The following is a 22,826-nucleotide window of genomic DNA, read 5'->3' as shown; positions in this document are numbered from 1 at the left end:
TCAGAGCATCCGCTCGAGCCCCACACGCTCGGCGAACCACGCATTGAAGTGCCGCCACAGGCCGCCCGGCTCGCGGCGCAGCTCCTGCTGGCGCTCACCCTCCCCGGTTATCCACAGCATCTCTCCGCCCGGGCCCAGCCTTACCTGGTAGCTGCGCCCGGGGCTCATGCCCTGCAGCGCCAGGCGGTGCAGGTGCGCGCTCAGCGCGGGGCTGTCGATCAGCACGCCGACCTCGGTGTTCCATAGCACCGAGCGCGGATCGAAGTTGAAGGAGCCGATGAAGGCGCGGCGCCGGTCGAGGATCATCGCCTTGCTGTGCAGGCTGGAGTTGGACGAGCCGCTGAAGCTGTATTGGCCGCTGCCCGCGCCATCCCCCGGCTGGCGGCGCAGCTCGAACAGGTGCACGCCGTGCTCCAGCAGCCGCTGGCGATAGGGCGCGTAGCCGCCGTGGACGGCGGGTACGTCCGTGGCTTCCAGGGAGTTGGTCAGCAGGCGGATGTCGACGCCGCCATCGGCCTTGCCGATCAGGTAGTCCATGCCTTCCGGGGCGGGAACGAAATAGGCCGAGACCAGCACCAGGTCCTCCTTCACCTCGTCCAGCACCGGCTGCAACTGGCTGGCCAGCAGCAGGTGCGGGTCGGGTGGGCCGCTGGCCAGCACCTTGCTCGGCGCATCCCACAGGGCGCTGGCCGGCGCCCAGATCAGCTCGCGCAGCCAGAGGTCCAGGCGCGGGTCGTCGCGGTAGGTGTGCAGCCGATCGTAGAGGGTCTTCTGCCGGGCCCGCGCCTGGGCCAGGTAGCCGCGCAGGCGCTGGCGGGCTTCGTCCAGCTCCTGGCGTTCCGGCTGGCGCCAGAGGAATTGCTGGATCGGCTTGCTCAGGGCGCTGTTCCAGTACTGGTCGAAGCTCTGCCCCAGCTGCTCCGCCACCGGGCCGATGGCCAGCAGGTCGATGTCGGTGAAGTTGAGGCTGGGCTCGGCATCGAAGTATTCATCCCCCAGGTTGCGCCCGCCGACGATGGCGGCGGCGTTGTCGGCCAGCCACAGCTTGTTGTGCATGCGCCGGTGCTGCTGGCCCAGGTCCAGGGCGCGACCGAGGGTGCGCGTGACGCCGGTGGCGCGGCCCAGGTGCAGCGGATTGAACAGCCGCACCTGGATGTTCGGGTGTGCGGTGAGCAGGGCGATGCTGGCGTCGCGGCCGTCGCTGCTGGTGTCATCGAGCAGCAGGCGCACGCGTACGCCGCGGTCGGCGGCGCGCAGCAGTTCATCGAACAGGGCGCGGGTGGAGAGGCCGTCGTGGACGATGTAGTACTGCAGGTCGAGGCTGTTGCGGGCCGAGCGGATCAACTCGGCGCGGGCGCTGTAGGCCTCGTTGCTGGCCGGCAGCAGGCGGAAGCCGGATTGCCCGGGATGCCTGGCCGCGAGGGCCAGCAGGCGCTGACCGAAGGGCGACTTTGCAGCGGCGATGGCCTGGCTCGGTGACGCCGGGGGTGGCGTGACGCAGCCTGTGAGCGTGGCCAGCAGGCAGATGAACAGCAGGGAGATGCGCACGTCGGCCTCCGACTCGCCGGGTCCTTGAGCTCAGACGCCAGCGCAGCCGGAAGATTCAGGTAAACCCGCGGCTGGCGCGGGTCGTGGGTCATTTCGCCAGGCTGTTGCCGACGCTTTCCCTGATCCGGTACCAGAGCATGCCGAGGGCCAGCAGCGGCGAGCGCAGCAGCTTGCCGCCGGGGAAGGTGATGTGCGGCACCTTGGCGAACACGTCGAAGCCGCCGCCCTGTTCGCCGCTGATGGCCTCGGCCAGCAGCTTGCCCGCCAGGTGGGTGGCGTTGACCCCGTGGCCGGAATAGGCCTGGGCGAAGTAGACGTTGGGCTGGTCCGGCAGGCGGCCGATCTGCGGCAGGCGGTTGGCGCCGATACCGATCATGCCGCCCCACTGGTAGTCGATGCGCACATCGGCCAGTTGCGGGAACACCTCCAGCATCTTCGGCCGCATGTAGGCGCCGATGTCCGCCGGGTCGCGCCCGGAATAGTGGCAGGCGCCGCCGAACAGCAGGCGGTTGTCGGCGGAGAGGCGGTAGTAGTCGAGGGCCACGCGCTGGTCGCACACCGCCATGTTCTGCGGCAGCAGCTGCCTGGCCAGCGCCTCGGGCAGGCGCTCGGTGGCGATGATGTAGCTGCCCGCCGGGAGCACCTTGCCGCCGAGGGTCGGGTTGAGGTCGTTGAGGTAGGCGTTGCAGCCGAGCACCAGGGTCTTCGCGCGGACCTGGCCCTGGGCGGTGTGCACCTTGACCTCCGGGCCGTAGTCGATGCGCTGCACCGCGGAGTGTTCGAACAGGCGCACACCCAGCGAACTGGCGGCGGCGGCCTCGCCCAGGGCCAGGTTCAGCGGGTGCAGGTGGCCGGAGCCCATGTCGATCAGGCCGCCGGCGTAGCGGTCGGACCCCACCACGCTGCGCATCTCGCCCGGCTGCAGCAGGCGCATCTCGTGGCGGTAGCCGAGGGACTTGAGGTCCTCCATGTCCTCGGCGAAGCCGGCGAGGTCGCGGGCCGTATTGGCCAGGTCGCAATAGCCCCAGGTGAGGTCGCAGTCGATGGCGAATTCCTCCACCCGGCGGCGCACCAGCTCCACGGCCTCCAGGCCCATCAGCTTGAGCGCGCGCACGCCGTCCCGGCCGACCACCGATTCGAAATGCTCGACGTCGTGGCCGACACCGCGGATCAATTGGCCGCCGTTGCGCCCGCTGGCGCCCCAGCCGATCCTGTGCGCTTCCAGCAGCGCCACCGAGAAGCCGCGCCTGGCCAGTTCGATGGCGGTGTTCAGCCCGGAGAAGCCGCCACCGACGACGCAGACGTCGGCCACCTCCTCGCCTGCCAGGGGCGGATGCTCGATGCGACGGTTGGCGGTCGCGGCGTAATAGGAGGGGGCGTGCTGGTCGCTGTGGACCGGATGGCGAACGCGGGCGTTCATGTGCGGAATCCTGATTATTGTGTTTGGAAAATTTGACGGAGGATAAGCACGAAGCACGCCAACCGCCAAGGGGCGCCCAGGAAAAATCCCTGTGCCCCGCAGGCAACTATCCAGGGGCGCGTCGGCGCCCCCGGGTTCACTCGGGAATGGGCAGGTTGAGGGATTCCTTGACCTCTTCCATCACGATGTAGGACTTCGACTCGCGCACGTGCGGCAGCTTCAGGAGGATGTCGCCGAGCAGCTTGCGGTAGGACGCCATCTCGTTGATCCGCGCCTTCACCAGGTAGTCGAAGTCACCGGAAACCAGGTGGCATTCGAGCACGTGGGGCAGCTTGAGGACGGCGCGGCGGAAGTCCTCGAAGGTGTCGCCGGACTTGTAGTCCAGGCTGATCTCGACGAACACCAGCAGGCTCGCCTTGAGGTGCTGCGGGTTCAGCCGGGCGTTGTAGCCCATGATGATCCCCTCGCGTTCCAGGCGGCGTACCCGTTCGGTGCAGGGTGTGGTGGAAAGGCCCACGCGCTCGCCCAGCTCGGTGAAGGAGATACGGCCATCCTCCTGGAGGATTCGTAAAATATTCCGGTCTATCTTGTCTAACTCACGACGCGATTGATGCTGGGTACGCATGGTGGATGCCCCTCCGCAAAAGCCGTATTGGCCAAGAATTATCGCCAAATATAGCTGGCTATATAGTGAATATCACTGGGGCGCTCTTCATATACTGCGCGGCATCTACGCTCAAAATAACAAACGCAACGGTGACGCCCGTTGCGCTGGAGGCAGACATGCGAGTGATGGTGCTGGGCAGCGGTGTGATCGGTACGGCGAGTGCCTACTATCTGGCCCGGGAAGGCTTCGAAGTCGTGGTGGTCGACCGGCAGAACGCCGTCGCCATGGAAACCTCCTTCGCCAACGCGGGCCAGGTCTCTCCTGGCTATGCCTCGCCCTGGGCCGCCCCGGGCGTGCCGCTGAAGGCCATCAAGTGGCTGCTGCAGAAACACGCGCCCCTGGCCATCAAGGCCACCGGCGACATCGGCCAGTACCTGTGGATGGCGCAGATGCTGCGCAACTGCACCGCCGCCCGCTACGCGGTGAACAAGGAGCGCATGGTGCGCCTGTCCGAGTACAGCCGCGACTGTCTCGACGAGCTCCGCGCCGAGACCGGCATCGCCTACGAAGGCCGCCAGCTCGGCACCACCCAGCTGTTCCGCACCCAGGCCCAGCTCGATGCCGCCGCCAAGGACATCGCCGTACTGGAAAGCTCCGGCGTGCCTTATGAAGTGCTCGACCGCGCCGGCATCGCCCGCGCCGAGCCGGCCCTGGCCAAGGTCACCGACAAGCTGGCCGGTGCCCTGCGCCTGCCCAACGACCAGACCGGCGACTGCCAGATGTTCACCACCCGCCTCGCCCAGATGGCCCGTGACCTGGGCGTGGAGTTCCGCTTCGGCCAGGACATCCAGCGCCTGGACTTCGCCGGTGACCGCATCAATGGCGTATGGATCGACGGCAAGCTGGAAACCGCCGACCGCTACGTGCTCGCCCTCGGCAGCTACAGCCCGCAGCTGCTCAAGCCGCTGGGCATCAAGGCCCCGGTCTACCCGCTCAAGGGCTACTCGCTGACCGTGCCCATCACCAACCCGGAGATGGCCCCGACCTCCACCATCCTGGATGAGACCTACAAGGTCGCGATCACCCGGTTCGACGACCGCATCCGCGTCGGCGGCATGGCCGAGATCGCCGGCTTCGACCTGTCGCTGAACCCGCGTCGCCGCGAGACCCTGGAAATGATCACCGCCGATCTCTACCCGCAGGGTGGCGACCTGGCCCGCGCCGAGTTCTGGACCGGCCTGCGCCCGGCGACCCCGGACGGCACGCCGATCGTGGGCGCGACCCCGTTCCGCAACCTGTTCCTGAATACCGGACACGGTACCCTTGGCTGGACCATGGCCTGCGGTTCCGGCCGCCTGCTCGCCGACCTGATGGCGCGCAAGCGTCCGCAGATCAGCGCCGAAGGCCTGGACATCTTCCGTTATGGCAACACCAAGGAGAGCCAGAAACATGTCACTACAGCGCCTGCGCACTGAAGCCCGCTACAGCGAGATCGTCATCCACAACGGCACCGTCTACCTGGCGGGCCAGCTGGATGAAGCGCTGAACCCGGGCATCGAGCGCCAGACCCGCGAAACCCTCGATGCCATCGACCGCATGCTCGCCGAGGCCGGCACCGACAAGAGCCGCATCCTCTCGGTGACCATCTACCTCAAGGACATCGAGGCGGACTACGCCGGCATGAACGCCGTGTGGGACGCCTGGGTCGCCAAGGGCGCCGCCCCGGCCCGTGCCTGCGTCGAGGCGAAGATGTACTCGCCCGAGGTGCTGGTGGAAATGACCGTGGTCGCCGCCCTGCCCTGAACCCTTGCTCTGCCCGGCGTCCGCGCCGGGTTTTTACATAACCAGAAGAAGCCCCTGCCATGCGTCCCGCCCGTGCCCTGATCGACCTCGAAGCGCTGCGCCACAACTACCGCCTCGCCCGTGAAACCACCGGCGCCAAGGCCCTGGCCGTTATCAAGGCGGACGCCTACGGGCACGGTGCGGTGCGTTGCGCCCAGGCGCTGCAGGCGGAGGCCGACGGCTTCGCCGTGGCCTGCATCGAGGAAGCGCTGGAGCTGCGCCAGGCGGGCATCACCGGTCCCATCCTGTTGCTGGAAGGCTTCTTCGAGGCGGACGAACTCCCCCTGATCGAGCAGCACGCACTCTGGTGCGTGGTGCATTCCACCTGGCAGCTGGAGGCCATCGAGCGCGCCAGCCTGCGCCGGCCGCTCACGGTGTGGCTGAAGATGGACTCGGGCATGCACCGGGTCGGCCTGCATCCCGCCGAGTACCGCGACGGCTACCAGCGGCTGATGGCCAGCGGCAAGGTCGGCAAGATCGTGCTGATGAGCCACTTCGCCCGGGCCGATGAGCTGGACAGCGGCAGTGCCGCCGAGCAGGTCGCGGTATTCGAGCAGGCCCGCGCGGGCATCGCGGCGGAGGTCAGCCTGCGCAACTCCCCGGCGGTGCTGGGTTGGCCACAGGTGCCGAGCGACTGGGTGCGCCCCGGGATCATGCTCTACGGCGCCACGCCCTTCGAGCAACCGCACGAACTGGCTGCACGCCTGAAGCCGGTGATGACCCTGGAGTCGAAGGTCATCAGCGTGCGTGAGTTGCCGGCCGGCCAGCCGGTCGGCTATGGCGCGCGTTTCGTCACCGAGCGGCCGACCCGCGTCGGCGTGGTCGCCATGGGCTACGCCGATGGCTATCCCCGGCATGCGCCGACCGGCACGCCGGTGGCCATCGACGGGCAGCTCTCGCGCCTGATCGGTCGCGTGTCCATGGACATGCTCACCGTCGACCTCACCGATCTGCCGCAGGCCGGGCTCGGCAGCCGCGTCGAGTTCTGGGGCACTCAGGTACCGGCCAGCGAGGTCGCCATCCAGGCCGGCACCATTCCCTACCAGATCTTCTGCAACCTGCGCCGGGTGCCGCTGATCTACCTCTAAAGCCGCGGCCGGCGGTCATCCGGCGCGCTGATGATGGTCCAACTATCTGATTTTCCTTGGGGTTTCCCGGGGTGGTGAAAGTTTGCGCAGGATTTACGGCCGAAGTGTTGTAAATACTGAACGCTGGCCGCATGATACGGCCACCGTGACCACCCCCCTCAACAAGAATCCCAAGGAGGATCCCACCATTGGACGTCGGTGTTCGACTGCAAGCTATCCGCAAGCTCAAAGGCCTCTCCCAGCGTGAACTCGCCAAACGTGCAGGCGTTACCAACAGCACGATTTCCATGATCGAAAAGAACAGCGTGAGCCCCTCCATCAGTTCGCTGAAGAAGGTGCTCGGGGGCATCCCCATGTCGCTGGTGGAATTCTTTTCCCTCGATCTGGAACAGGACAACCAGACCCAGGTCGTCTACCGGGCTTCCGAACTTACCGATATCTGCAGTGGTGCGATCACCATGAAGCTGGTGGGCAAGGCCCATCCCAGCCGGGCCATCGCCTTCCTCGACGAGACCTACCCGCCGGGCAGCGACACGGGTGACGAGATGTACGCCCATGAAGGCGAAGAGGCCGGGATGCTGGTCGAGGGCCGCCTCGAACTGACCGTCGGCAACGAGCTGTTCATCCTCGAGCCGGGCGACAGCTACTACTTCGAGAGCAGCAAGCCGCACCGCTTCCGCAATCCGTTCGACCTGCCGGCCCGCCTGATCAGCGCGACCACGCCGGCCAATTTCTAACCTGTTCCGACCCTGCGCGGGGGCTTCGCGCCACCTGCGCGGTGCATGCCGTGCAGCCCAACCGTTCTGCACCGGCCTGCGGCACCCGCATGCGCCGCCAGAGGGCGGCCTGACCCCGTACACCAGAGTCGTGCCGCCTGCGCCGGGCCCATGACAGGGAGATCCCATGGCCGCCTCCAACAAATGGCTGATGTCCTCGCTCGCCTACTACCTGGACTTCTTCACCGCCCCGCTGTTCGTCCTCATCGCACTGCTGATCGGCCCAGTCCTGCCCTGGCAGCTGGTCGGCGGCCTGTTGCTGTGGTCGTTCATCGAGTACGGCGTGCACCGCTTCCTGTTCCATTCGCTGTATCGCCGCGAGCACTGGACCCACCACCTCGACGTGCTGGCATTCATCGGCATCTCCAGCTGGAAGACCAGTGCGGTCTACGCGCTGCTGCTCCCGCTGTGCGCCTACCTCGGCCTGGCCTCGCTCTATGCCGGGCTGGTCGCGGGCTACTTCCTCTACATTTCCCTGCACTACGTCATGCATCGTCCCGGGCACTGGTTCTACCGCTTCATTCCCGGCCTGGTGTTCAACCATGACCTGCACCACAGGAAGGGGATCGAGAAGAACTTCGGCGTTTCTTCGCCGCTCTGGGATCACGTCTTCGGCACCTACGTCCGCGTTGCCGAAAAGGAGACCGCGGCGGGCTGACCCCCGACCCTGGTCGCAGCGGCCTCATGCTTTGGTCGTGCGACAAGCTGGGTTGTTTCAGCCTGGCGGGCTAACCGTTATACTGGCGCCCGCCCGCGAAACCGTGGCCGCGGGCGTCACTAGCCACGATGAGGGTGTAAGGGTGAACCTAATAAACAAAATGCTGGCAGCGCACGTTGCCGTATTGGCCCTTTGGGCTGTAAGCGCTCAGGCCGCGACCGACGATGCCATCGCCGAACGCATCAAGCCGGTGGGCGAAGTCTGTGTCCAGGGCCAGGAATGCAAAGGCGTCGAAGCCGTAGCCGCCGCTGCTGGCGGTGGCGCGAAGACGCCGGACGACATCATCGCCAAGCACTGTGGCGCCTGCCACACCGCCGGCGTCCTGGGTGCACCGAAGATCGGCGACACCGCTGCCTGGAAAGAGCGTGCCGACCACCAGGGCGGCCTCGACGGCATCCTGGCCAAGGCCATCACCGGTATCAACGCAATGCCCCCGAAAGGCACCTGCGCCGACTGCACCGATGACGAGCTGAAAGCGACCATCAAGAAGATGTCCGGCCTGTAACAGGAACCTGGCATCAATGAAAAAGCCGCCCTCGGGCGGCTTTTTCGTGTCCGGCTGCTGCGACCCGTTGTCGCAGGTGCCCGTCAATCTATGAAGGTGACGCTGCCGTCGGCCAGGGAGCCGACGCGGGCCAGGGATTCCACCCGGTAGCCTTCGCTTTCCAGCAGGGCGCGGCCATCCTGGAAGGACTTCTCGATGACGATGCCGAGGCCGGCGATGCTCGCGCCCGCCTGGCTGATCAGGTCGATCAGCGCCTTGGCGGCGTGGCCGTTGGCGAGGAAGTCGTCGATCACCAGCACATGGTCGGAGGCCGTCAGGTGCTTGGCGGAGATGGCGATGGTGCTCTCGGTCTGCTTGGTGAAGGAGAACACCTTGGAGATCAGCAGGTCGTTCTTCAGCGTCAGCGACTGGAACTTGCGGGCGAAGATCACCGGGATGCCCAGCTCCAGGCCGGCCATCACCGCCGGGGCGATGCCCGAGGCCTCGATGGTGACGATCTTGGTGATGCCCTGGCCGCGGAAGCGCTCGGCGAACTCATGGCCGATGTGCTTCATGAGCTGCGGGTCGATCTGGTGGTTGAGGAAGGCGTCCACCTTCAGCACCTGGTCGGAAAGCACGATGCCTTCGGAGAGGATCTTTTCTTTGAGAATGTTCACGGGAGGGGCTTCCTGCGAAGCTGCTGTCGCTGATGAAGCGCGGCATTCTACCTCGGCGCGGGGGCATCGCGCGATGCCCTTGTGACAGCACGCGCGGGAGTCCCCGGCAGCCAGGCGGCCGGGGGCCTCAGGGCTTCCTGAGCATGGCGCGGATGTCCGCCAGCGCCGTGTTGCCGCGCACCGCCTTGACCTCGACCGGCGTGTCCTCCATGCCTTCCCACTGCAGGTCTTCCTGCGGCAGCTCGTCGAGGAAGCGGCTCGGCGCGCAGTCGATGATCTCGCCGTACTGCTTGCGCTTGGCGGCGAAGGTCATGGCCAGGTTCTGCCGGGCGCGGGTGATGCCGACATAGGCGAGCCGGCGCTCTTCCTCGATTGTGTCGGCCTCGATGCTGGAGCGGTGGGGCAGGATGTCTTCCTCCACGCCCATGATGAACACATAGGGGAATTCCAGGCCCTTGGACGCGTGCAGCGTCATCATCTGCACCCCGTCGGCGCCCTCCTCCTCTTCCTGCTGGCGCTCCAGCATGTCGCGCAGCACCAGCTTGGCGATCGCCTCCTCGATGGTCATCTCGCCGTCCTCGTCGCGCTCGAGGGTGTTCTTCAGGGCGTCGATGAGGAACCAGACGTTGCCCATGCGGAACTCGGCGACCTTGTCGCTGGAGGCGTTCTGGCGGATCCAGTTCTCGTAGTCGATGTCCATCACCATGCTGCGCAGGGCGGCGATGGGATCGGTCTGCGCACATTGCTGGCGGACCTTGTCCATGAAGCGCTTGAAGCGCTGCAGGCGCTCGGTGTAGCGGCTGTCGAGGTGCTCGCCGAGGCCGACCTCGTCGGCGGCGGCGTACATCGAGATCTTGCGCTCGGTGGCGTAGTTGCCGAGCTTCTCCAGGGTGGTGGAACCGATTTCCCGGCGTGGCACGTTGATCACGCGGAGGAAGGCGTTGTCATCGTCCGGGTTCACCAGCAGGCGGAAGTAGGACATCAGGTCCTTCACTTCCTGGCGGCCGAAGAAGCTGGTGCCGCCCGACAGCCTGTAGGGCACCTGGTGGTGCTGCAGCTTCAGCTCCATCAGCTTGGCCTGGTGGTTGCCACGGTAGAGGATGGCGAACTGGCTGTAGGGGCGTTCCGTCTTCAGGTGCAGCGTGAGGATCTCCATGGCGATGCGCTCGGCCTCGGCATCCTCGTTGCGGCAGCGGATCACCCGGATCGGGTCGCCGACGCCCATCTCGCTCCACAGCTGCTTCTCGAACACGTGGGGGTTGTTGGCGATCAGCACGTTGGCGCACTTGAGGATACGGCTGGTGGAGCGGTAGTTCTGCTCCAGCATCACCACCTTCAGCGACGGGAAGTCTTCCTTGAGCTGCATCAGGTTTTCCGGTCGCGCGCCGCGCCAGGCGTAGATCGACTGGTCGTCGTCACCCACCACTGTGAACTGCGCCCGGTGCTGCACCAGCATCTTCACCAGCAGGTACTGGCTGGCGTTGGTGTCCTGGTATTCGTCCACGAGCATGTAGCGCACGCGCTGTTGCCATTTCTCGAGGATGTCCGGGTTCTCCTGGAACAGCTTCACCGGCAGCAGGATCAGGTCGTCGAAGTCGACCGCGTTGTAGGCCTTGAGGGTGCGCTGGTAGTGCAGGTACACCACGGCGGCCGTCTGCTCCTTGGGATTGCGCGCGTTGGCCAGCGCTTCCTCGGGCAGGATCAGGTCGTTCTTCCAGGAGCCGATGTAGTTCTTCACCTCGTCGGCGCCATCGTCCCCGGCGTACTCCTTCTGCATGATGTCCGTCAGCAGCGCCTTGATGTCCGACTCGTCGAAGATCGAGAAGCCCGGCTTGTAGCCCAGCCGGGCGTGCTCCTTGCGGATGATGTTCAGGCCCAGGTTGTGGAAGGTGGACACCGTCAGGCCGCGGCCTTCGGCGCCGCGCAACAGCGTGCCGACGCGCGCCTTCATCTCGCGGGCGGCCTTGTTGGTGAAGGTGACGGCCACGATGTACTGGGCGCGGATGCCGCATTCCTGCACGAGGTAGGCGATCTTGCGGGTGATCACGCTGGTCTTGCCGGAGCCGGCGCCGGCGAGCACCAGGAGAGGGCCGCCGACATAGTTCACGGCTTCCTGCTGCCGGGGATTGAGTCGGGACATGCTGGATGTATCACGGGGGAATGGCCGCGCATTCTAGCAGGCCGGCCCGGATATGCCGATGTGTGCCGAACAGTGTGACGCAGCGCCCCTTGATGAAGGGTCATGCTTGGATATTTCCATTCATCAAGTACGATTGTTCCGACAATCGGTGTTGATGGCTGTTCACATTTCGCGCAGAGTTCGCGGCAATGTGCCAGGAACGCACTAGAAGAACGACGTCGATCACGACGCGAATCAGGCCTTAGAAGCCATTGTTTTGTGACCCCGGGGAGGTCATTTGTCCGCGCTTGCCGAGCCCACGCGCATGCTCCTGCTGGCGGAAACGCCTGGCTGGGCGGAATCCTTACGCGAGCTGCTCGGCTCGCTGGGCAGCGTCGCCCCGCTCATAACCGCCCCTTCCTGGGAAGCCGCGAGCAGCCTGTTCGACGATGCCGACGGCGGCCTGCTGCTATGCACCCCCGGCCTGCTGCCGGCACCCGGTCGCTGCCACCTGCCCACCATCCTGCTGCTGGAGCACGAGCCCGAAGAGGCCCCAGCCGGTGTCAGCGACTGGCTGGTGCATGACCAACTGACCCCGGACCTGCTGCGCCGCAGCCTGCGCTACCTGCGCGAGCGCCGCACCCTGCAGGACACCCTGCAGAGCCTGGCCGAACAGGACCCGCTCACCGGCATCGCCAATCGCCAGGGCTTCCAGACCCTGCTGGCGGCCCGCCTTGCCGAATTCGCCGGGCGCGGCCTGGCATTGGGCCACCTGGACCTCGACAACTTCCGCCACGCCAACGACGCCCTCGGCTACCAGGCCGGCGACCGCCTGATTCTGCAGGTGGTGGCGCGGCTCAAGGGCGAGCTGGCTGCCGGCGACCAGCTCGCCCGCCTGGGCAGCGACGAGTTCGCCCTGCTGCTGGATACCCGCCGCGACCCGTCCCGCGCCGAGAAGGTCGCCGAACGAATCGCCGAAGCGCTCGGCGAGCCCTACTGGGTCGATGGCGAGAGCCTGCTGATCGGCTGCAGCCTGGGCATCGCCCATGCCCGCTCCGACGAGGGTGCCGACCCGCTGATGTGGCACGCGCACATCGCCATGCAGCAGGCCAAGGCCGTGCAGGGCTGCACCTTCCACGTGTTCGACGAACGCATCAACCGCAGCGCCCGCAGCCTCGCCGACCTGGAAAGCGAGCTGCGCCGGGCCTTGCGCCGTGACGAGCTGGAGCTGCATTACCAGCCGCGCCTTTGCCTGGAGACCGGTCGCATCGTCGGCCTCGAGGCCCTGGTGCGCTGGCGCCACGCCGAGCGCGGCCTGCTCTCGCCCAACGAATTCGTGCCCCTGGCCGAGGAAAGCGGGCTGATCGTACCGCTCGGCTACTGGGTCATCTCCCGTGCCCTGCGCGACATGCAATGGCTGCGCGGACGCGGCCTGCCGGCGTTGCACATGGCGGTGAACCTGTCCTTCCGCCAGTTCCAGGACAGCCAGCTGCTGCCGACCCTCAACCGCCTGATCAGCGAGCGCGGCGTCGACGCCCAGTGGCTCGAGTTCGAACTCACCGAGACGGCGGTCATGCGCCGCAGCGAGCAGGTGCAACAGACCATGCAGGCACTGGGCAAGGTCGGCGTGCGTTTCTCCCTGGACGACTTCGGCACCGGCTTCTCCTCCTTCGTCCACCTCAACAGCCTGCCCATCACCCTGCTGAAGATCGACAAGAGCTTCGTCGGCGGCATGCAGGACCGTCCCGAGAACCGCCAGCTGGTGCGCGCGATGATCAACCTGGCGCACAACCTCAACCTGGAAGTGGTGGCCGAAGGCGTCGAGACCTCCGAGCAACTGGCCCTGCTGCGCCAGTTCGGCTGCGACCAGGTGCAGGGCTACTGGATCAGCAAGCCGCTGCCATTGGCCGACCTCGCGCGCTTCCTGGTGTTCGGCGTGCGCCAGCCGCTGCTCACGGGCCTGCCCGGGGTCTGAACCCTCAGCCGGCCTCGCAGGCCCCGGCCAGCGGCACCTGCGGGCGCAGCATGCGCAGGGTCTTCCATTCGAAGCCCAGGGTCAGCCCGACCGCCGCGCAGGCCAGCCCCGAAGCCAGCCCCCACCACACGCCCTGGGCGCCCATGCCGAGCGGGAAGGCCAGCAGCCAGGCCGCCGGGGCACCCACCAGCCAGTAGCAGCCGAGGCCGACGAGGAAGGTGGTCTTGGCGTCCTTGAGCCCTCGGATGGCGCCCATGGCGATGGTCTGGATGCCGTCGAAGAGCTCGAACAGCGCGGCGATGGCCAGCAGGCTCACGGCCAGGGCGACCACTTCCTGGTACTCGCCCGCCGTGCGGTCGAGGAACAGCCCCACCACCCATTCCGGCGCCAGCCAGAACAGCGCGGCGAAGCTCAGCATGCAGCCGGCGCCCACGGCGATGCCCAGGCGCCCGGCGCGGCGCGCGTCCTCCAGGCGGCCGGCGCCGAAGTGCTGGCCGATGCGGAAGGTCACCGCGTAGGAGATGCCCACCGGCACCATGAAGGCGACGTACACGGACATGATCGCGATCTGGTGCGCCGCCAGCGACAGGCTGCCCAGCGCCCCCATGCACAGCGCGGCGAAGGCGAAGAGCCCGGACTCCACCGCATAGGTGCCGCCGATGGGCAGGCCCAGGCGCAGCAGCTCGCGCAGGTCGTCCAGGCGTGGGTGTAGCAGGCCGTGGCGCAGGGAATAGGCGGCGTAGGCCGGGTGGCGGGTCACGTGCCAGGCCAGCAGCGCCGCCATGGCGCTCATCACCAGCGCGGTGACCAGGCCGATGCCGGCCAGGCCCAGTGGCGGCAAGCCGAACCAGCCATGGATGAGCATGTAGTTGAGGGCGAAGTTGGCCAGCGCACCGCCGATGCTGATGGCCATCACCGGCCCGGGACGGCCGATGGCGCTGGTGAAGCCGCGCAGGGCCATGAAGGTCATGTAGCCGGGCAGGGCGAACACCAGGGTGGAGAGGAAGCGCATGCCGCCCTCGATGTTGTGCGCCTCCTGGCCGAACAGGGCCAGCAGCGGGCCCAGGTTCCACAGCAGCAGCCCGGCGCCCAGGGCCAGGCCCCAGCCGAGCCAGAGGCCGGCCTGGGTCAGGCGCGCCGCCCCGGCGCTGTCGCCCGCGCCATGGCGGATGGCGACCAGGTTGCCCACGGCGGCGATCACGCCGACGCAGAAGATCGAGACGAAGGAATAGCTCGCCGCCCCCAGGCCGCCGGCGGCCAGTTCCGCCGGGCCGAGCAGGCCCATCATCACCGTGTCGGTGAACACCATCAGCACGTTGGCCAGTTGCGCCGCGATCAGCGGGCCGGCGAGGCGGAGAATGGCCAGGAGTTCGGAGCGGATCTGCTGTGGCATGAGTCTGGGTCACTTGTGGGGAGCGGAGCCCGAAAACGCACCGGGCCAGGGACGATGGATTCTCCAGCGCTTGAATCCGCGCCACAAAGGGAAAAAAATGATGCCTTCCATGACTCTGACTCATGAGTGGGTTCATCATGACGCGCCGCCTGCCACCGCTCTACGCCCTGCGTGCCTTCGAAGCCGCGGCGCGCCACGCCTCCTTCACCCGTGCCGCCGAGGAGCTGGCCATCACCCAGAGCGCGGTGAGCCGCCACATCCGGACCCTGGAGGAGCACTTCGCCTGCCGCCTGTTCGAGCGCAAGGGGCGCAACCTGCAGCTCACCGAGCCGGCACGGATGATCCTGCCCGGCCTGCGCGAGGGCTTCGATTCCCTGGAACGTGCCTGCGCCACCCTGCGGGTCGACGACAGCATCCTCTGCCTCAAGGCACCCTCGACCCTGACCATGCGCTGGCTGCTCGCCCGGCTGTCGCGCTTCCGCCTGCAGAACCCGGACGTGGAGGTGCAGCTGACCAGTGCCTGGATGGACGTCGACAAGGTCGACTTCAACCACGAGCCCTTCGACTGCGCGGTGTTGCTGAGCAGCGGCGGCTTCAGCGACGAGTGGGAAAGCGTCGAGCTGTTCGCCGAGTGGCTGATCCCGGTGAGCGCGGCCTCGGCCGCCGCCGACGGGCCCTGGGACCTGGCACGGCTGAAGCAGGCCGAGTTGCTGCACCCGACGCCGGACCGGCGTGACTGGCGGCGCTGGCTGCAGGCGATGGGGCTGGAGCAGGACATCCCGCTCAAGGGCGGGCAGGTGTTCGACACCCTGGAGTTGGGCATCGTCGCCGCCACGCGGGGTTACGGCGTCTCCATCGGCGACCTGGTGATGGTCGCCGAGGATGTGGAGCAGGGCCGCATCGGCCTGCCCTGGCCCACGGCGGTGCCCAGTGGCGACAGCTACCACCTGGTCTGGCCGAAGGTACGCAGCGGCCAGGACCGCCTGCGTCGCCTGCGCGACTACCTGCTGGCCGAGGTGGCGGCCATGCGCCTGCCGGCGGTGGAATTCAAACGCTAGAACCGCGTGGCGTCTGCTTACAGATTTTTCCGGTGCTTTGAGCAGATGCGTCCTATACCTCACTAGGGCGGTCAAGTATTCTCGCCGCCCGCCGAAGGAGCCACAGAAGTTCCTCGCCAGCCTTGCCTGCAAAATACTGGAGAAAACCCCATGAACCCGCCCAGGTCACGAATCGCCTGGCAGCTCGCCGCCGCCCTCGCCCTCATCCTCGTGCTGCTGATCAGCGGCAGCACGCTCTTCGCCCTGCGTTCCCTCGACCAGGCCAACATCGCGACCCGTGAAGAGCACCTGGCCAGCGAAGCGCGCCTGCTCGCCGACCAGCTGAGCACCTTCCACGGCAGCCTGCGCGAGAGCACCCAGCGCCTGGCCAGCCTGTTCGAGCAGCGCTTCGCCAGTGGCGTCACCCTGCATGCCGACGAGCGCGTGCCGGTCGCCGCGCTCAACCCGCCGGCCCTGTACCTCAACGGCCAGGCGCTGAACAACGACTTCACCCTGGTGGACGAATTCCGCCAGCTCACCGCCGGTGTCGCCACGGTGTTCGTCCGCGATGGCGAGGACTTCGTGCGCATCACCACCTCGCTGAACAAGCAGGACGGCAACCGCGCCATCGGCACCGTGCTCGACCACGCCCACCCCGCCTACCAGCGCCTGCTGTCCGGGCAGAACTACGTGGGCCGGGCGCTGCTCTTCGATCGCTACTACATGACCCAGTACACGCCGGTGCGCGACAGCGGCGGCCAGGTCATCGCGGTGCTCTTCGTCGGCTTCGACTACACCGACGCGCAGAACGCCCAGTTCGCCAACCTGCAGCGCTTCCGCATCGGCAAGACCGGCTCCCTGGCGCTGATGGGCGAAGCCGGCAAGTGGCTGGTGACCCCGGCCGGCGTGCACCGCCCCGAGGCCATCGGCGACACCCTCGCCGCGCTGGCCCGCGAGTCCGGCCATGGCCGTTTCTGGAATGACGGCGCGCAGGACTTCTTCAGCGTCGCCGTGCCGTTCGCCGACGGCCCCTGGCAGGTGGTGGCGAGCATGCCCAAGGCGGAGATCCGCGAGGTCACCTGGAGCGTCGGCGGCCAGCTGGCCTTCGGCAGCCTGCTGGCCATGGCGCTGGCGGTGGCGGCGGTGATCTGGCTGCTGCGCAAGCGCCTGCGCCCGCTGGGCGAGCTGGTGGAACAGGCCCGGGCACTGGGTGCGGGCGACCTCAGCGTGCGCCTGGATGTTTCCAGCCACGACGAGATCGGCGAGCTGGCGCGCAGCTTCAACCAGATGGGCGAGGCACTGTCGACCATGGTGGCGCACATCCGCAGCTCGGCGCAGCAGGTCGGCAGCCGTTCCCAGGTGCTGTCCGGGCTCTCCAGCGGTGCCTATGAAGGCATGGAGCAGCAATCCGGCGAGATCAGCAGCATGGCCGGTGCGGTGGAGGAATTCAGCGCCACCTCGCTGAACATCGCCGACAACATGCGCGCCACCGAGCGCCTGGCCAGTGACAACGCCCAGCAGACGCGCATCGGCCAGAGCTCGATGGGCGAGGCCTCGGCGGCGCTGGAACAGATATCCACAGCCCTCAACGGCACCGCCGAAGTGATCAACACCCTCGGCCAGCGCTCCCAGGAGATCGGCGGCATCGTCGGCGTGATCACCGCCATCGCCGACCAGACCAACCTCCTGGCGCTCAACGCCGCCATCGAGGCGGCCCGGGCCGGTGAGCAGGGCCGTGGTTTCGCCGTGGTGGCGGACGAGGTGCGCAACCTGGCTGCCCGCACCCGCGAGGCGACCACCGAGATCTCCAGCATGATCGGCAGCATCCAGGACGAGACGGCCAGCGCCATCAGCACCATGGAGCACGGCAAGGCGCTGATGCAGGACGGCCTCGCGCGCAACGCCAAGGTCGCCGCTGCCCTGGCGCAGATCGCCCAGCAAAGCAGCGCCGCCGGCGAGCAGTTCGCCGCCATCACCACCGCCACCCAGGAGCAGAGCAGCACCGCGACCCTGCTCAGCAGCAACCTGCAGAGCATCGCCCTGGCCAACAGCGAGCAGCGCGAGGTGGTCGCCAACCTGGCGCAGACCGCCCAGGAGCTGGATCGCCTGGCCGAGGAGCTGCGCCAGGAAGTGGGGCGCTTCCGCTAGGCCCCGGTTTCACCGCAATGAGAAAAGGCGCCCCTCGGGGCGCCTTTTTCATGGGGGCCGGTCGTGCCGGCGCTCATTTTCCGGCCAGGTCCTCGAGCGCCCGGCTCAGGCTGGCGCTGGACAGCTCGCCCATGTGGCTCTTGAGCAGGCGCCCCTTGCGGTCATAGAACAGCGTGGTCGGCAGGCCGTAGGAGCCGGTCAGGGCGCCGAAGCGGTTGCTGCCGTCGATCAGTACGTCCTGCACGTCCAGGCCCTGCTCCCGCAGGAAGCGTTGCACCTGCTCGCGGTTCTCGCCCTGGTTGACCAGCACGAAGCGCAGGTCGGGCCGGGCCTTCTGCGCCGCCTGCAGGGCCGGCATCTCGCGGCGGCAGGGCGGGCACCAGGTGGCCCAGAGGTTGACCACCAGCGGGCGGCCATCCCGTTCGCGCAGGTCGACGGGCTTGCCCGCCAGGTCGGTCAGCGCCACCTCCGGCAGTTGCCGGCCACGCTCGAGTGCCGCGATCACCGCGCTGCCGCCGCCCCAGAGCAGGGCGCCCACCAGCAGCGCGATGCCCAGCGGGCGCCGCACGGCCGGCTGGCGGCGGGCATGCAGGAACCCCACCAGCGCTGCCATCGCCAGCCCGGGAAGCAACAGGAAGCCGCCATCGCGGATGTCCAGCATGCGCCAGGGTTCGGTGCGGTACTCGGCGAAGTAGAGGGCGACGAAGGCGAGTCGCGCCGCCAGCACGCCGGCCAAGAGCATGGCGAACAGCACGGGCTCGGGATTGCCTCCGCGTCGGCGGCCCTGCCACCAGCCGCAGGCGAGCGCGGCGAAGAAGCCCAGGTAGAACAGGGCTTGTGCGGAGGAAATGGCCAGGGGGCCGAGTTGCAGGCTGTTCATCGCACGGGACCGGGGCTGGGCGGGTGGGGCCGCAGTATGCCATCGGCTCCGGCGGGCGCCTGGGTGCAAGTGTTTCCCTGCTTTGCCGGCTCAGGGCTCCGAGGAGGGACGGTACTGCAGTGCCTCGGCGAGGTGGTGGCGGGCGACGGCCTCGGTGTCTTCCAGGTCGGCGAGCGTGCGGGCGACCTTGATGATGCGGTGTGCGGCCCGCAGCGACAGGCCGAGGCGCTCGCAGGCACCCTCCAGCCAGCGGCGGTCCTCCTCGGGCAGCGGGCAATGGCGACGCAGGCCCTGGAGATCGAGGAAGGCGTTGGCGCAGCCCTGGCGATCGAGCTGGCGCTGGCGGGCGCGGGCCACCTCGGCGGCGGCGCTGGCGCTGTCCTGGCCACCGGGAAGCGGGTCGTCCAGCGACGTGGCTTCGCGGGCGACGGTCAGGTGCAGATCGATACGATCGAGCAGCGGGCCGGAGAGCTTGGCGCGGTAGCGCTGGATCTGTTCGGGCGTGCAGCGGCAGCGGTTGGCGCTGTCGCCCAGGTAGCCGCAGGGACAGGGGTTCATCGCGGCGACCAGCTGGAAGCGTGCGGGGAAGCGCACACGGTCGTTGGCGCGGGCGATGACGATCTCGCCGCTTTCCAGGGGCTCCCTGAGCACTTCGAGCACCTTGCGATCGAACTCGGGCAACTCGTCGAGGAACAGCACGCCCTGATGCGCGAGGGTGATCTCGCCGGGCCTTGGCTTGCTGCCTCCGCCCACCAGGGCGGGGCCGGAGGCGCTGTGGTGCGGTTGGCGGAACGGGCGCAGGGGCCAGGCATCCAGCGGGGCGTGGCTGGCCACCGAGTGGATGGCGGCGACTTCCAGCGCCTCCTGCTCCTGCAAGGGGGGTAGCAGGCCCGGGAGGCGGCTGGCGAGCAGCGTCTTGCCGGTGCCCGGCGGCCCGGAGAGCAGGAGGTTGTGAGCCCCCGCCGCCGCCACCAGCAGGGCGCGCTTGGCCGCCACCTGGCCTTGCACCTCGATCAGGTCGGGGTAGGAGGCCGCCTGGTCGGGCAGGCCGGCGGAAACGAAGGGTTCGAGGGGCGCCTGCCCGTTCAGGTGCGCGGCCAGCTCCAGCAGGTGGCCGATGGCGATCACCCGCAGGCCACTGGCGAGGCTGGCTTCCTCGGCGTTCTCCCGTGGCACCACCAGGGTGCGTCCGGCGGTGCGGGCGGCGAGCGCGGCCGGCAGCACGCCCTGGACCGGGCGCACGGCGCCGGAGAGGGCCAGCTCGCCCAGGCACTCGAGCATCTCCAGGCTGGAGGCCGGCACCTGGCCGCTGGCGGCGAGGATGCCGAGCGCGACGGCGAGGTCGAAGCGACCTCCGTCCTTGGGCAGGTCGGCGGGAGCGAGGTTGAGGGTGATGCGGCGCAGCGGGAATTCGAAGCCGCTGGTGAGGATGGCGCTGCGGACGCGGTCCTTGCTCTCCTTCACCGTTGTCTCCGGCAGGCCGACCAGGGCCAGCGAGGGCAGGCCGTTGGTCAGGTGCGCCTCGACCGTGACGGCCGGCGCTTCCACGCCCACCTGGGCGCGGCTGTGGACGAGGGCCAGGGACATGATCACTCCTTGATCGCTGTCACCGGCCGCCGGGTCATTCGGTCGGCGGCGGTGTCGGCGTGGCTTCGAGCTCGGCGACCTTGGCTTCCAGGGCCTCGAGGCGGGCGCGGGTACGGGCGAGGACGGCCATCTGGCTGTCGAATTCCTCGCGGCTGACCAGGTCGAGCTTGCTGAAGGCGCTCTGCAGCAGGGCTTTGAACTGGGTTTCGAATTCGGCGCGCGGCAGCGGGGTATCACCGTTGAACAGGCGGGAGGCGTGGGCACCGAGGGCGTCTAGCAGGGCTTTGGGCGGCAGCATGATGGACTTCCATGGACAGGCGGTGCGCAGTCTACCACGGGCGGTGGCAGGCCGATCCGGATGGACGGCGCACGATTTTTGAGCAACGACCGATCATCCGCTGCGCCAAGTTGGTGCGTGTCGCCGGTGCCGCAACGGGCACCGAGGGGGCATACGGCCAGTATCTGCTTGAAAAGAAGCGCTTTTGACGGAGCTGGCAAGCTTTCTGCTTTAGGGCTCATGACGCATGCACCGATGCAGTACCGGTGTGTCGGGCGAGGCGGGGGAGTGTTTCGCCGGAAGCGGTTGGTTTGCGTTCGAAGTGGCCGAGCCAGGGCGGTTCGACGCGTTACAAAGCCAGACACTGCGCTTAGACTTGAGCCGGGTTCGTTTTTCCTGGGGCAAGTCCACCAATACGGGAGAGAGTTTCATGAAGCTAGTCACTGCCATCATCAAGCCGTTCAAACTCGATGACGTGCGCGAGTCGCTGTCCGAGATCGGCGTGCAGGGCATCACCGTTACCGAGGTCAAGGGCTTCGGTCGCCAGAAGGGTCACACCGAACTGTACCGTGGCGCGGAATACGTGGTCGATTTCCTGCCCAAGGTGAAGATCGATGTCGCCATCGCCGACGATCAGCTGGATCGCGTGATCGAGGCCATCACCAAGGCAGCCAACACCGGCAAGATCGGTGACGGCAAGATCTTCGTCGTCAATCTGGAACAGGCCATCCGTATCCGTACCGGCGAAACCGGCACAGACGCGATCTAAGCCTCCGAACCCCAACGCCCCAGGAGAAAACAACATGACTCTGCGTAAAGCCGCAGGGCTAGGAGCCCTTTTGTCCCTCGTCACCCCCGGCCTGGCCATGGCCGCCGACGAGGTCGTGCTGAACAGTGGTGATACCGCGTGGATGCTGACCGCGACCGCGCTGGTGCTGTTCATGACCATCCCCGGCCTGGCGCTGTTCTACGGCGGCATGGTGCGTTCCAAGAACATCCTCTCGGTGATGATGCAGTGCTTCGCCATCACCGGCCTGATCAGCATCCTCTGGGTCATCTACGGCTACAGCCTGGCCTTCGACACCACCGGGATGGAACAGGGCGTCGTCAACTTCAACTCCTTCGTCGGTGGCTTCGGCAAGGCCTTCCTGTCCGGCCTGACCGTCGACAGCCTGACCTCCGCCTTCCCTGAAAGCGTGTTCATCACCTTCCAGATGACCTTCGCCATCATCACCCCGGCCCTGATCGTCGGTGCCTTCGCCGAGCGCATGAAGTTCTCCGCGATGCTGATCTTCATGGCCATCTGGTTCACCCTGGTCTACGCGCCGATCGCCCACATGGTGTGGAGCGGCAACGGTGGCCTGATGTGGGACTGGGGCGTACTGGACTTCGCGGGCGGCACCGTGGTGCACATCAACGCCGGTGTCGCCGGCCTGGTGGCCTGCCTGGTTCTGGGCAAGCGCAAGGGCTACCCGACCACCCCGATGGCCCCGCACAACCTGGGCTACACCCTGGTCGGCGCCGCCATGCTGTGGATCGGCTGGTTCGGCTTCAACGCCGGCTCCGCGGTCGCCGCCAACGGCACCGCCGGCATGGCCATGCTGGTGACCCAGATCGCCACCGCCGCCGCCGCCCTGGGCTGGATGTTCGCCGAATGGCTGACCCACGGTAAGCCGAGCGCCCTGGGCATCGCTTCCGGCGTGGTCGCAGGCCTGGTCGCCATCACCCCGGCCGCCGGCACCGTCGGCCCGATGGGTGCCCTGATCATCGGCCTGGCCGCTGGCGTCCTGTGCTTCTTCAGCGCCACCAGCCTCAAGCGCAAGCTGGGCTACGACGACTCCCTGGACGCCTTCGGCGTGCATGGCATCGGCGGCATCATCGGCGCGCTGCTGACCGGTGTGTTCGCGGCCCCGGCCCTGGGTGGCTTCGGCACCGTCGAAGACATCGCCAGCCAGGTGTTCATCCAGTTCAAGGGCGTCGCCTTCACCGTGATCTACACCGCTGTCGTGACCTTCGTGATCCTCAAGGTCCTGGACCTGGTGATCGGCCTGCGTGTAAGCGAAGAGGAAGAGACCGTAGGCCTCGACCTGGCGCAGCACAACGAGCGCGGCTACAACCTGTAAGCGACGAGGCCCGGCCCCAGTGCCGGGCCGATCCGCGGCGGCCCGGTGCCGCCGGACCTGGGGCCCTGGCTCGCTCGAGGTTGCCGTCGCCACGCGGCGTCGGCAGAGATTGCAACACGAGCCACGA

20 protein-coding genes and 1 pseudogene are annotated in these 22,826 nt (G+C 67.6%); 12 read left to right on the top strand and 9 right to left on the bottom strand.

All coding sequences use genetic code 11. The features are described 5' to 3' along the window. The 3 genes from WFQ67_RS01685 to WFQ67_RS01675 all read right to left on the bottom strand — a co-directional run bounded on the left by WFQ67_RS01685 (window position 1) and on the right by WFQ67_RS01675 (window position 3,593). Window positions 1-1,548, bottom strand: a complete 1,548-nt coding sequence (locus tag WFQ67_RS01685) for a phospholipase D family protein (RefSeq protein WP_442969562.1) — start codon at window positions 1,546-1,548, stop codon at window positions 1-3. Between the two features lie 88 nt (window positions 1,549-1,636). Beyond that, entirely contained in the window at window positions 1,637-2,968 is a 1,332-nt protein-coding gene (locus WFQ67_RS01680; protein ID WP_337056025.1) for an NAD(P)/FAD-dependent oxidoreductase, read from the bottom strand. A 136-nt stretch (window positions 2,969-3,104) separates the two neighbouring features. Then, complete coding sequence (locus tag WFQ67_RS01675) at window positions 3,105-3,593, bottom strand: Lrp/AsnC ligand binding domain-containing protein (RefSeq protein WP_031287530.1); 489 nt, start codon at window positions 3,591-3,593, stop codon at window positions 3,105-3,107. Between the two features lie 158 nt (window positions 3,594-3,751). On the opposite strand from WFQ67_RS01675, the gene dadA reads away from it, so the two are divergent. From dadA to WFQ67_RS01645, 6 genes are all read left to right on the top strand, one after another. After that, window positions 3,752-5,050 (top strand): D-amino acid dehydrogenase, encoded by a 1,299-nt coding sequence (gene dadA, locus WFQ67_RS01670; RefSeq protein ID WP_173178537.1) that lies wholly within the window; start codon window positions 3,752-3,754, stop codon window positions 5,048-5,050. Continuing rightward, a complete protein-coding gene (locus WFQ67_RS01665) occupies window positions 5,025-5,378 on the top strand; it encodes a RidA family protein (RefSeq protein ID WP_337056024.1) in 354 nt (117 codons plus the stop codon). Before dadA ends, WFQ67_RS01665 begins: the two co-directional genes overlap by 26 nt. Window positions 5,379-5,437: 59 nt before the next feature. After that, entirely contained in the window at window positions 5,438-6,505 is a 1,068-nt protein-coding gene (alr, locus tag WFQ67_RS01660; protein ID WP_213627622.1) for an alanine racemase, read from the top strand. A gap of 188 nt (window positions 6,506-6,693) precedes the next feature. Next, the gene (locus WFQ67_RS01655; RefSeq protein ID WP_111262973.1) at window positions 6,694-7,242 is read left to right on the top strand and encodes a cupin domain-containing protein; all 549 of its coding nucleotides are present in this window, start codon (window positions 6,694-6,696) and stop codon (window positions 7,240-7,242) included. Window positions 7,243-7,408: 166 nt separating this feature from the next. After that, the gene (locus tag WFQ67_RS01650) at window positions 7,409-7,939 is read left to right on the top strand and encodes a sterol desaturase family protein (RefSeq protein WP_213627624.1); all 531 of its coding nucleotides are present in this window, start codon (window positions 7,409-7,411) and stop codon (window positions 7,937-7,939) included. Between the two features lie 142 nt (window positions 7,940-8,081). Then, a complete protein-coding gene (locus WFQ67_RS01645; RefSeq protein WP_111262975.1) occupies window positions 8,082-8,504 on the top strand; it encodes a c-type cytochrome in 423 nt (140 codons plus the stop codon). Between the two features lie 83 nt (window positions 8,505-8,587). Here the strand turns inward: WFQ67_RS01645 and WFQ67_RS01640 are convergent, their stop codons facing one another. After that, the gene (locus WFQ67_RS01640) at window positions 8,588-9,160 is read right to left on the bottom strand and encodes a xanthine phosphoribosyltransferase (RefSeq protein WP_111262976.1); all 573 of its coding nucleotides are present in this window, start codon (window positions 9,158-9,160) and stop codon (window positions 8,588-8,590) included. Between the two features lie 127 nt (window positions 9,161-9,287). Further along, entirely contained in the window at window positions 9,288-11,300 is a 2,013-nt protein-coding gene (gene rep, locus WFQ67_RS01635; RefSeq protein WP_213627626.1) for a DNA helicase Rep, read from the bottom strand. Between the two features lie 277 nt (window positions 11,301-11,577). Between rep and WFQ67_RS01630 the strand changes: the two genes are divergently transcribed. Beyond that, complete coding sequence (locus WFQ67_RS01630) at window positions 11,578-13,254, top strand: putative bifunctional diguanylate cyclase/phosphodiesterase (RefSeq protein ID WP_337056023.1); 1,677 nt, start codon at window positions 11,578-11,580, stop codon at window positions 13,252-13,254. Window positions 13,255-13,258: 4 nt separating this feature from the next. Here the strand turns inward: WFQ67_RS01630 and WFQ67_RS01625 are convergent, their stop codons facing one another. Beyond that, window positions 13,259-14,647: a NorM family multidrug efflux MATE transporter gene (locus WFQ67_RS01625; RefSeq protein ID WP_337056022.1), complete on the bottom strand. Its 1,389-nt coding sequence runs from the start codon at window positions 14,645-14,647 to the stop codon at window positions 13,259-13,261. A gap of 137 nt (window positions 14,648-14,784) precedes the next feature. Between WFQ67_RS01625 and WFQ67_RS01620 the strand changes: the two genes are divergently transcribed. The 3 genes and pseudogenes from WFQ67_RS01620 (at window position 14,785) to WFQ67_RS30300 (ending at window position 17,832) form a co-directional block, all read left to right on the top strand. Beyond that, window positions 14,785-15,705 carry a LysR substrate-binding domain-containing protein gene (locus tag WFQ67_RS01620; RefSeq protein ID WP_173178530.1) on the top strand — a complete coding sequence of 307 codons (921 nt, stop codon included), beginning with the start codon at window positions 14,785-14,787 and terminating at the stop codon, window positions 15,703-15,705. 150 nt (window positions 15,706-15,855) lie between these two features. After that, a pseudogene (locus WFQ67_RS30305) lies at window positions 15,856-16,977 on the top strand (Cache 3/Cache 2 fusion domain-containing protein); the annotation flags it as partial. Next, window positions 16,972-17,832 (top strand): methyl-accepting chemotaxis protein, encoded by an 861-nt coding sequence (locus tag WFQ67_RS30300; protein WP_420803764.1) that lies wholly within the window; start codon window positions 16,972-16,974, stop codon window positions 17,830-17,832. The pseudogene WFQ67_RS30305 and the gene WFQ67_RS30300, both read left to right, overlap by 6 nt. A 73-nt stretch (window positions 17,833-17,905) precedes the next feature. Here WFQ67_RS30300 and WFQ67_RS01610 read toward each other — a convergent pair whose 3' ends face one another. From WFQ67_RS01610 to WFQ67_RS01600, 3 genes are all read right to left on the bottom strand, one after another. Further along, the gene (locus WFQ67_RS01610) at window positions 17,906-18,712 is read right to left on the bottom strand and encodes a TlpA disulfide reductase family protein (RefSeq protein ID WP_213627633.1); all 807 of its coding nucleotides are present in this window, start codon (window positions 18,710-18,712) and stop codon (window positions 17,906-17,908) included. Window positions 18,713-18,802: 90 nt separating this feature from the next. After that, complete coding sequence (locus tag WFQ67_RS01605) at window positions 18,803-20,299, bottom strand: YifB family Mg chelatase-like AAA ATPase (protein WP_337056020.1); 1,497 nt, start codon at window positions 20,297-20,299, stop codon at window positions 18,803-18,805. A gap of 34 nt (window positions 20,300-20,333) precedes the next feature. Beyond that, a complete protein-coding gene (locus WFQ67_RS01600) occupies window positions 20,334-20,597 on the bottom strand; it encodes an accessory factor UbiK family protein (RefSeq protein ID WP_213627638.1) in 264 nt (87 codons plus the stop codon). Between the two features lie 409 nt (window positions 20,598-21,006). On the opposite strand from WFQ67_RS01600, the gene glnK reads away from it, so the two are divergent. Both glnK and WFQ67_RS01590 read left to right on the top strand, forming a co-directional pair. Further along, window positions 21,007-21,345 carry a P-II family nitrogen regulator gene (gene glnK, locus WFQ67_RS01595; RefSeq protein ID WP_003457590.1) on the top strand — a complete coding sequence of 113 codons (339 nt, stop codon included), beginning with the start codon at window positions 21,007-21,009 and terminating at the stop codon, window positions 21,343-21,345. 34 nt (window positions 21,346-21,379) lie between these two features. Further along, window positions 21,380-22,699 carry an ammonium transporter gene (locus WFQ67_RS01590; RefSeq protein WP_111261183.1) on the top strand — a complete coding sequence of 440 codons (1,320 nt, stop codon included), beginning with the start codon at window positions 21,380-21,382 and terminating at the stop codon, window positions 22,697-22,699. Window positions 22,700-22,826 lie beyond the last annotated feature (127 nt).

The organism is Pseudomonas sp. USHLN015 (genome assembly GCF_037153275.1).
Taxonomy (GTDB): Bacteria; Pseudomonadota; Gammaproteobacteria; order Pseudomonadales; family Pseudomonadaceae; genus Metapseudomonas; species Metapseudomonas tohonis.
The sequence above is the reverse complement of the archived record's forward strand: the minus strand, read 5'-3'. Positions and strand labels throughout refer to the sequence as shown.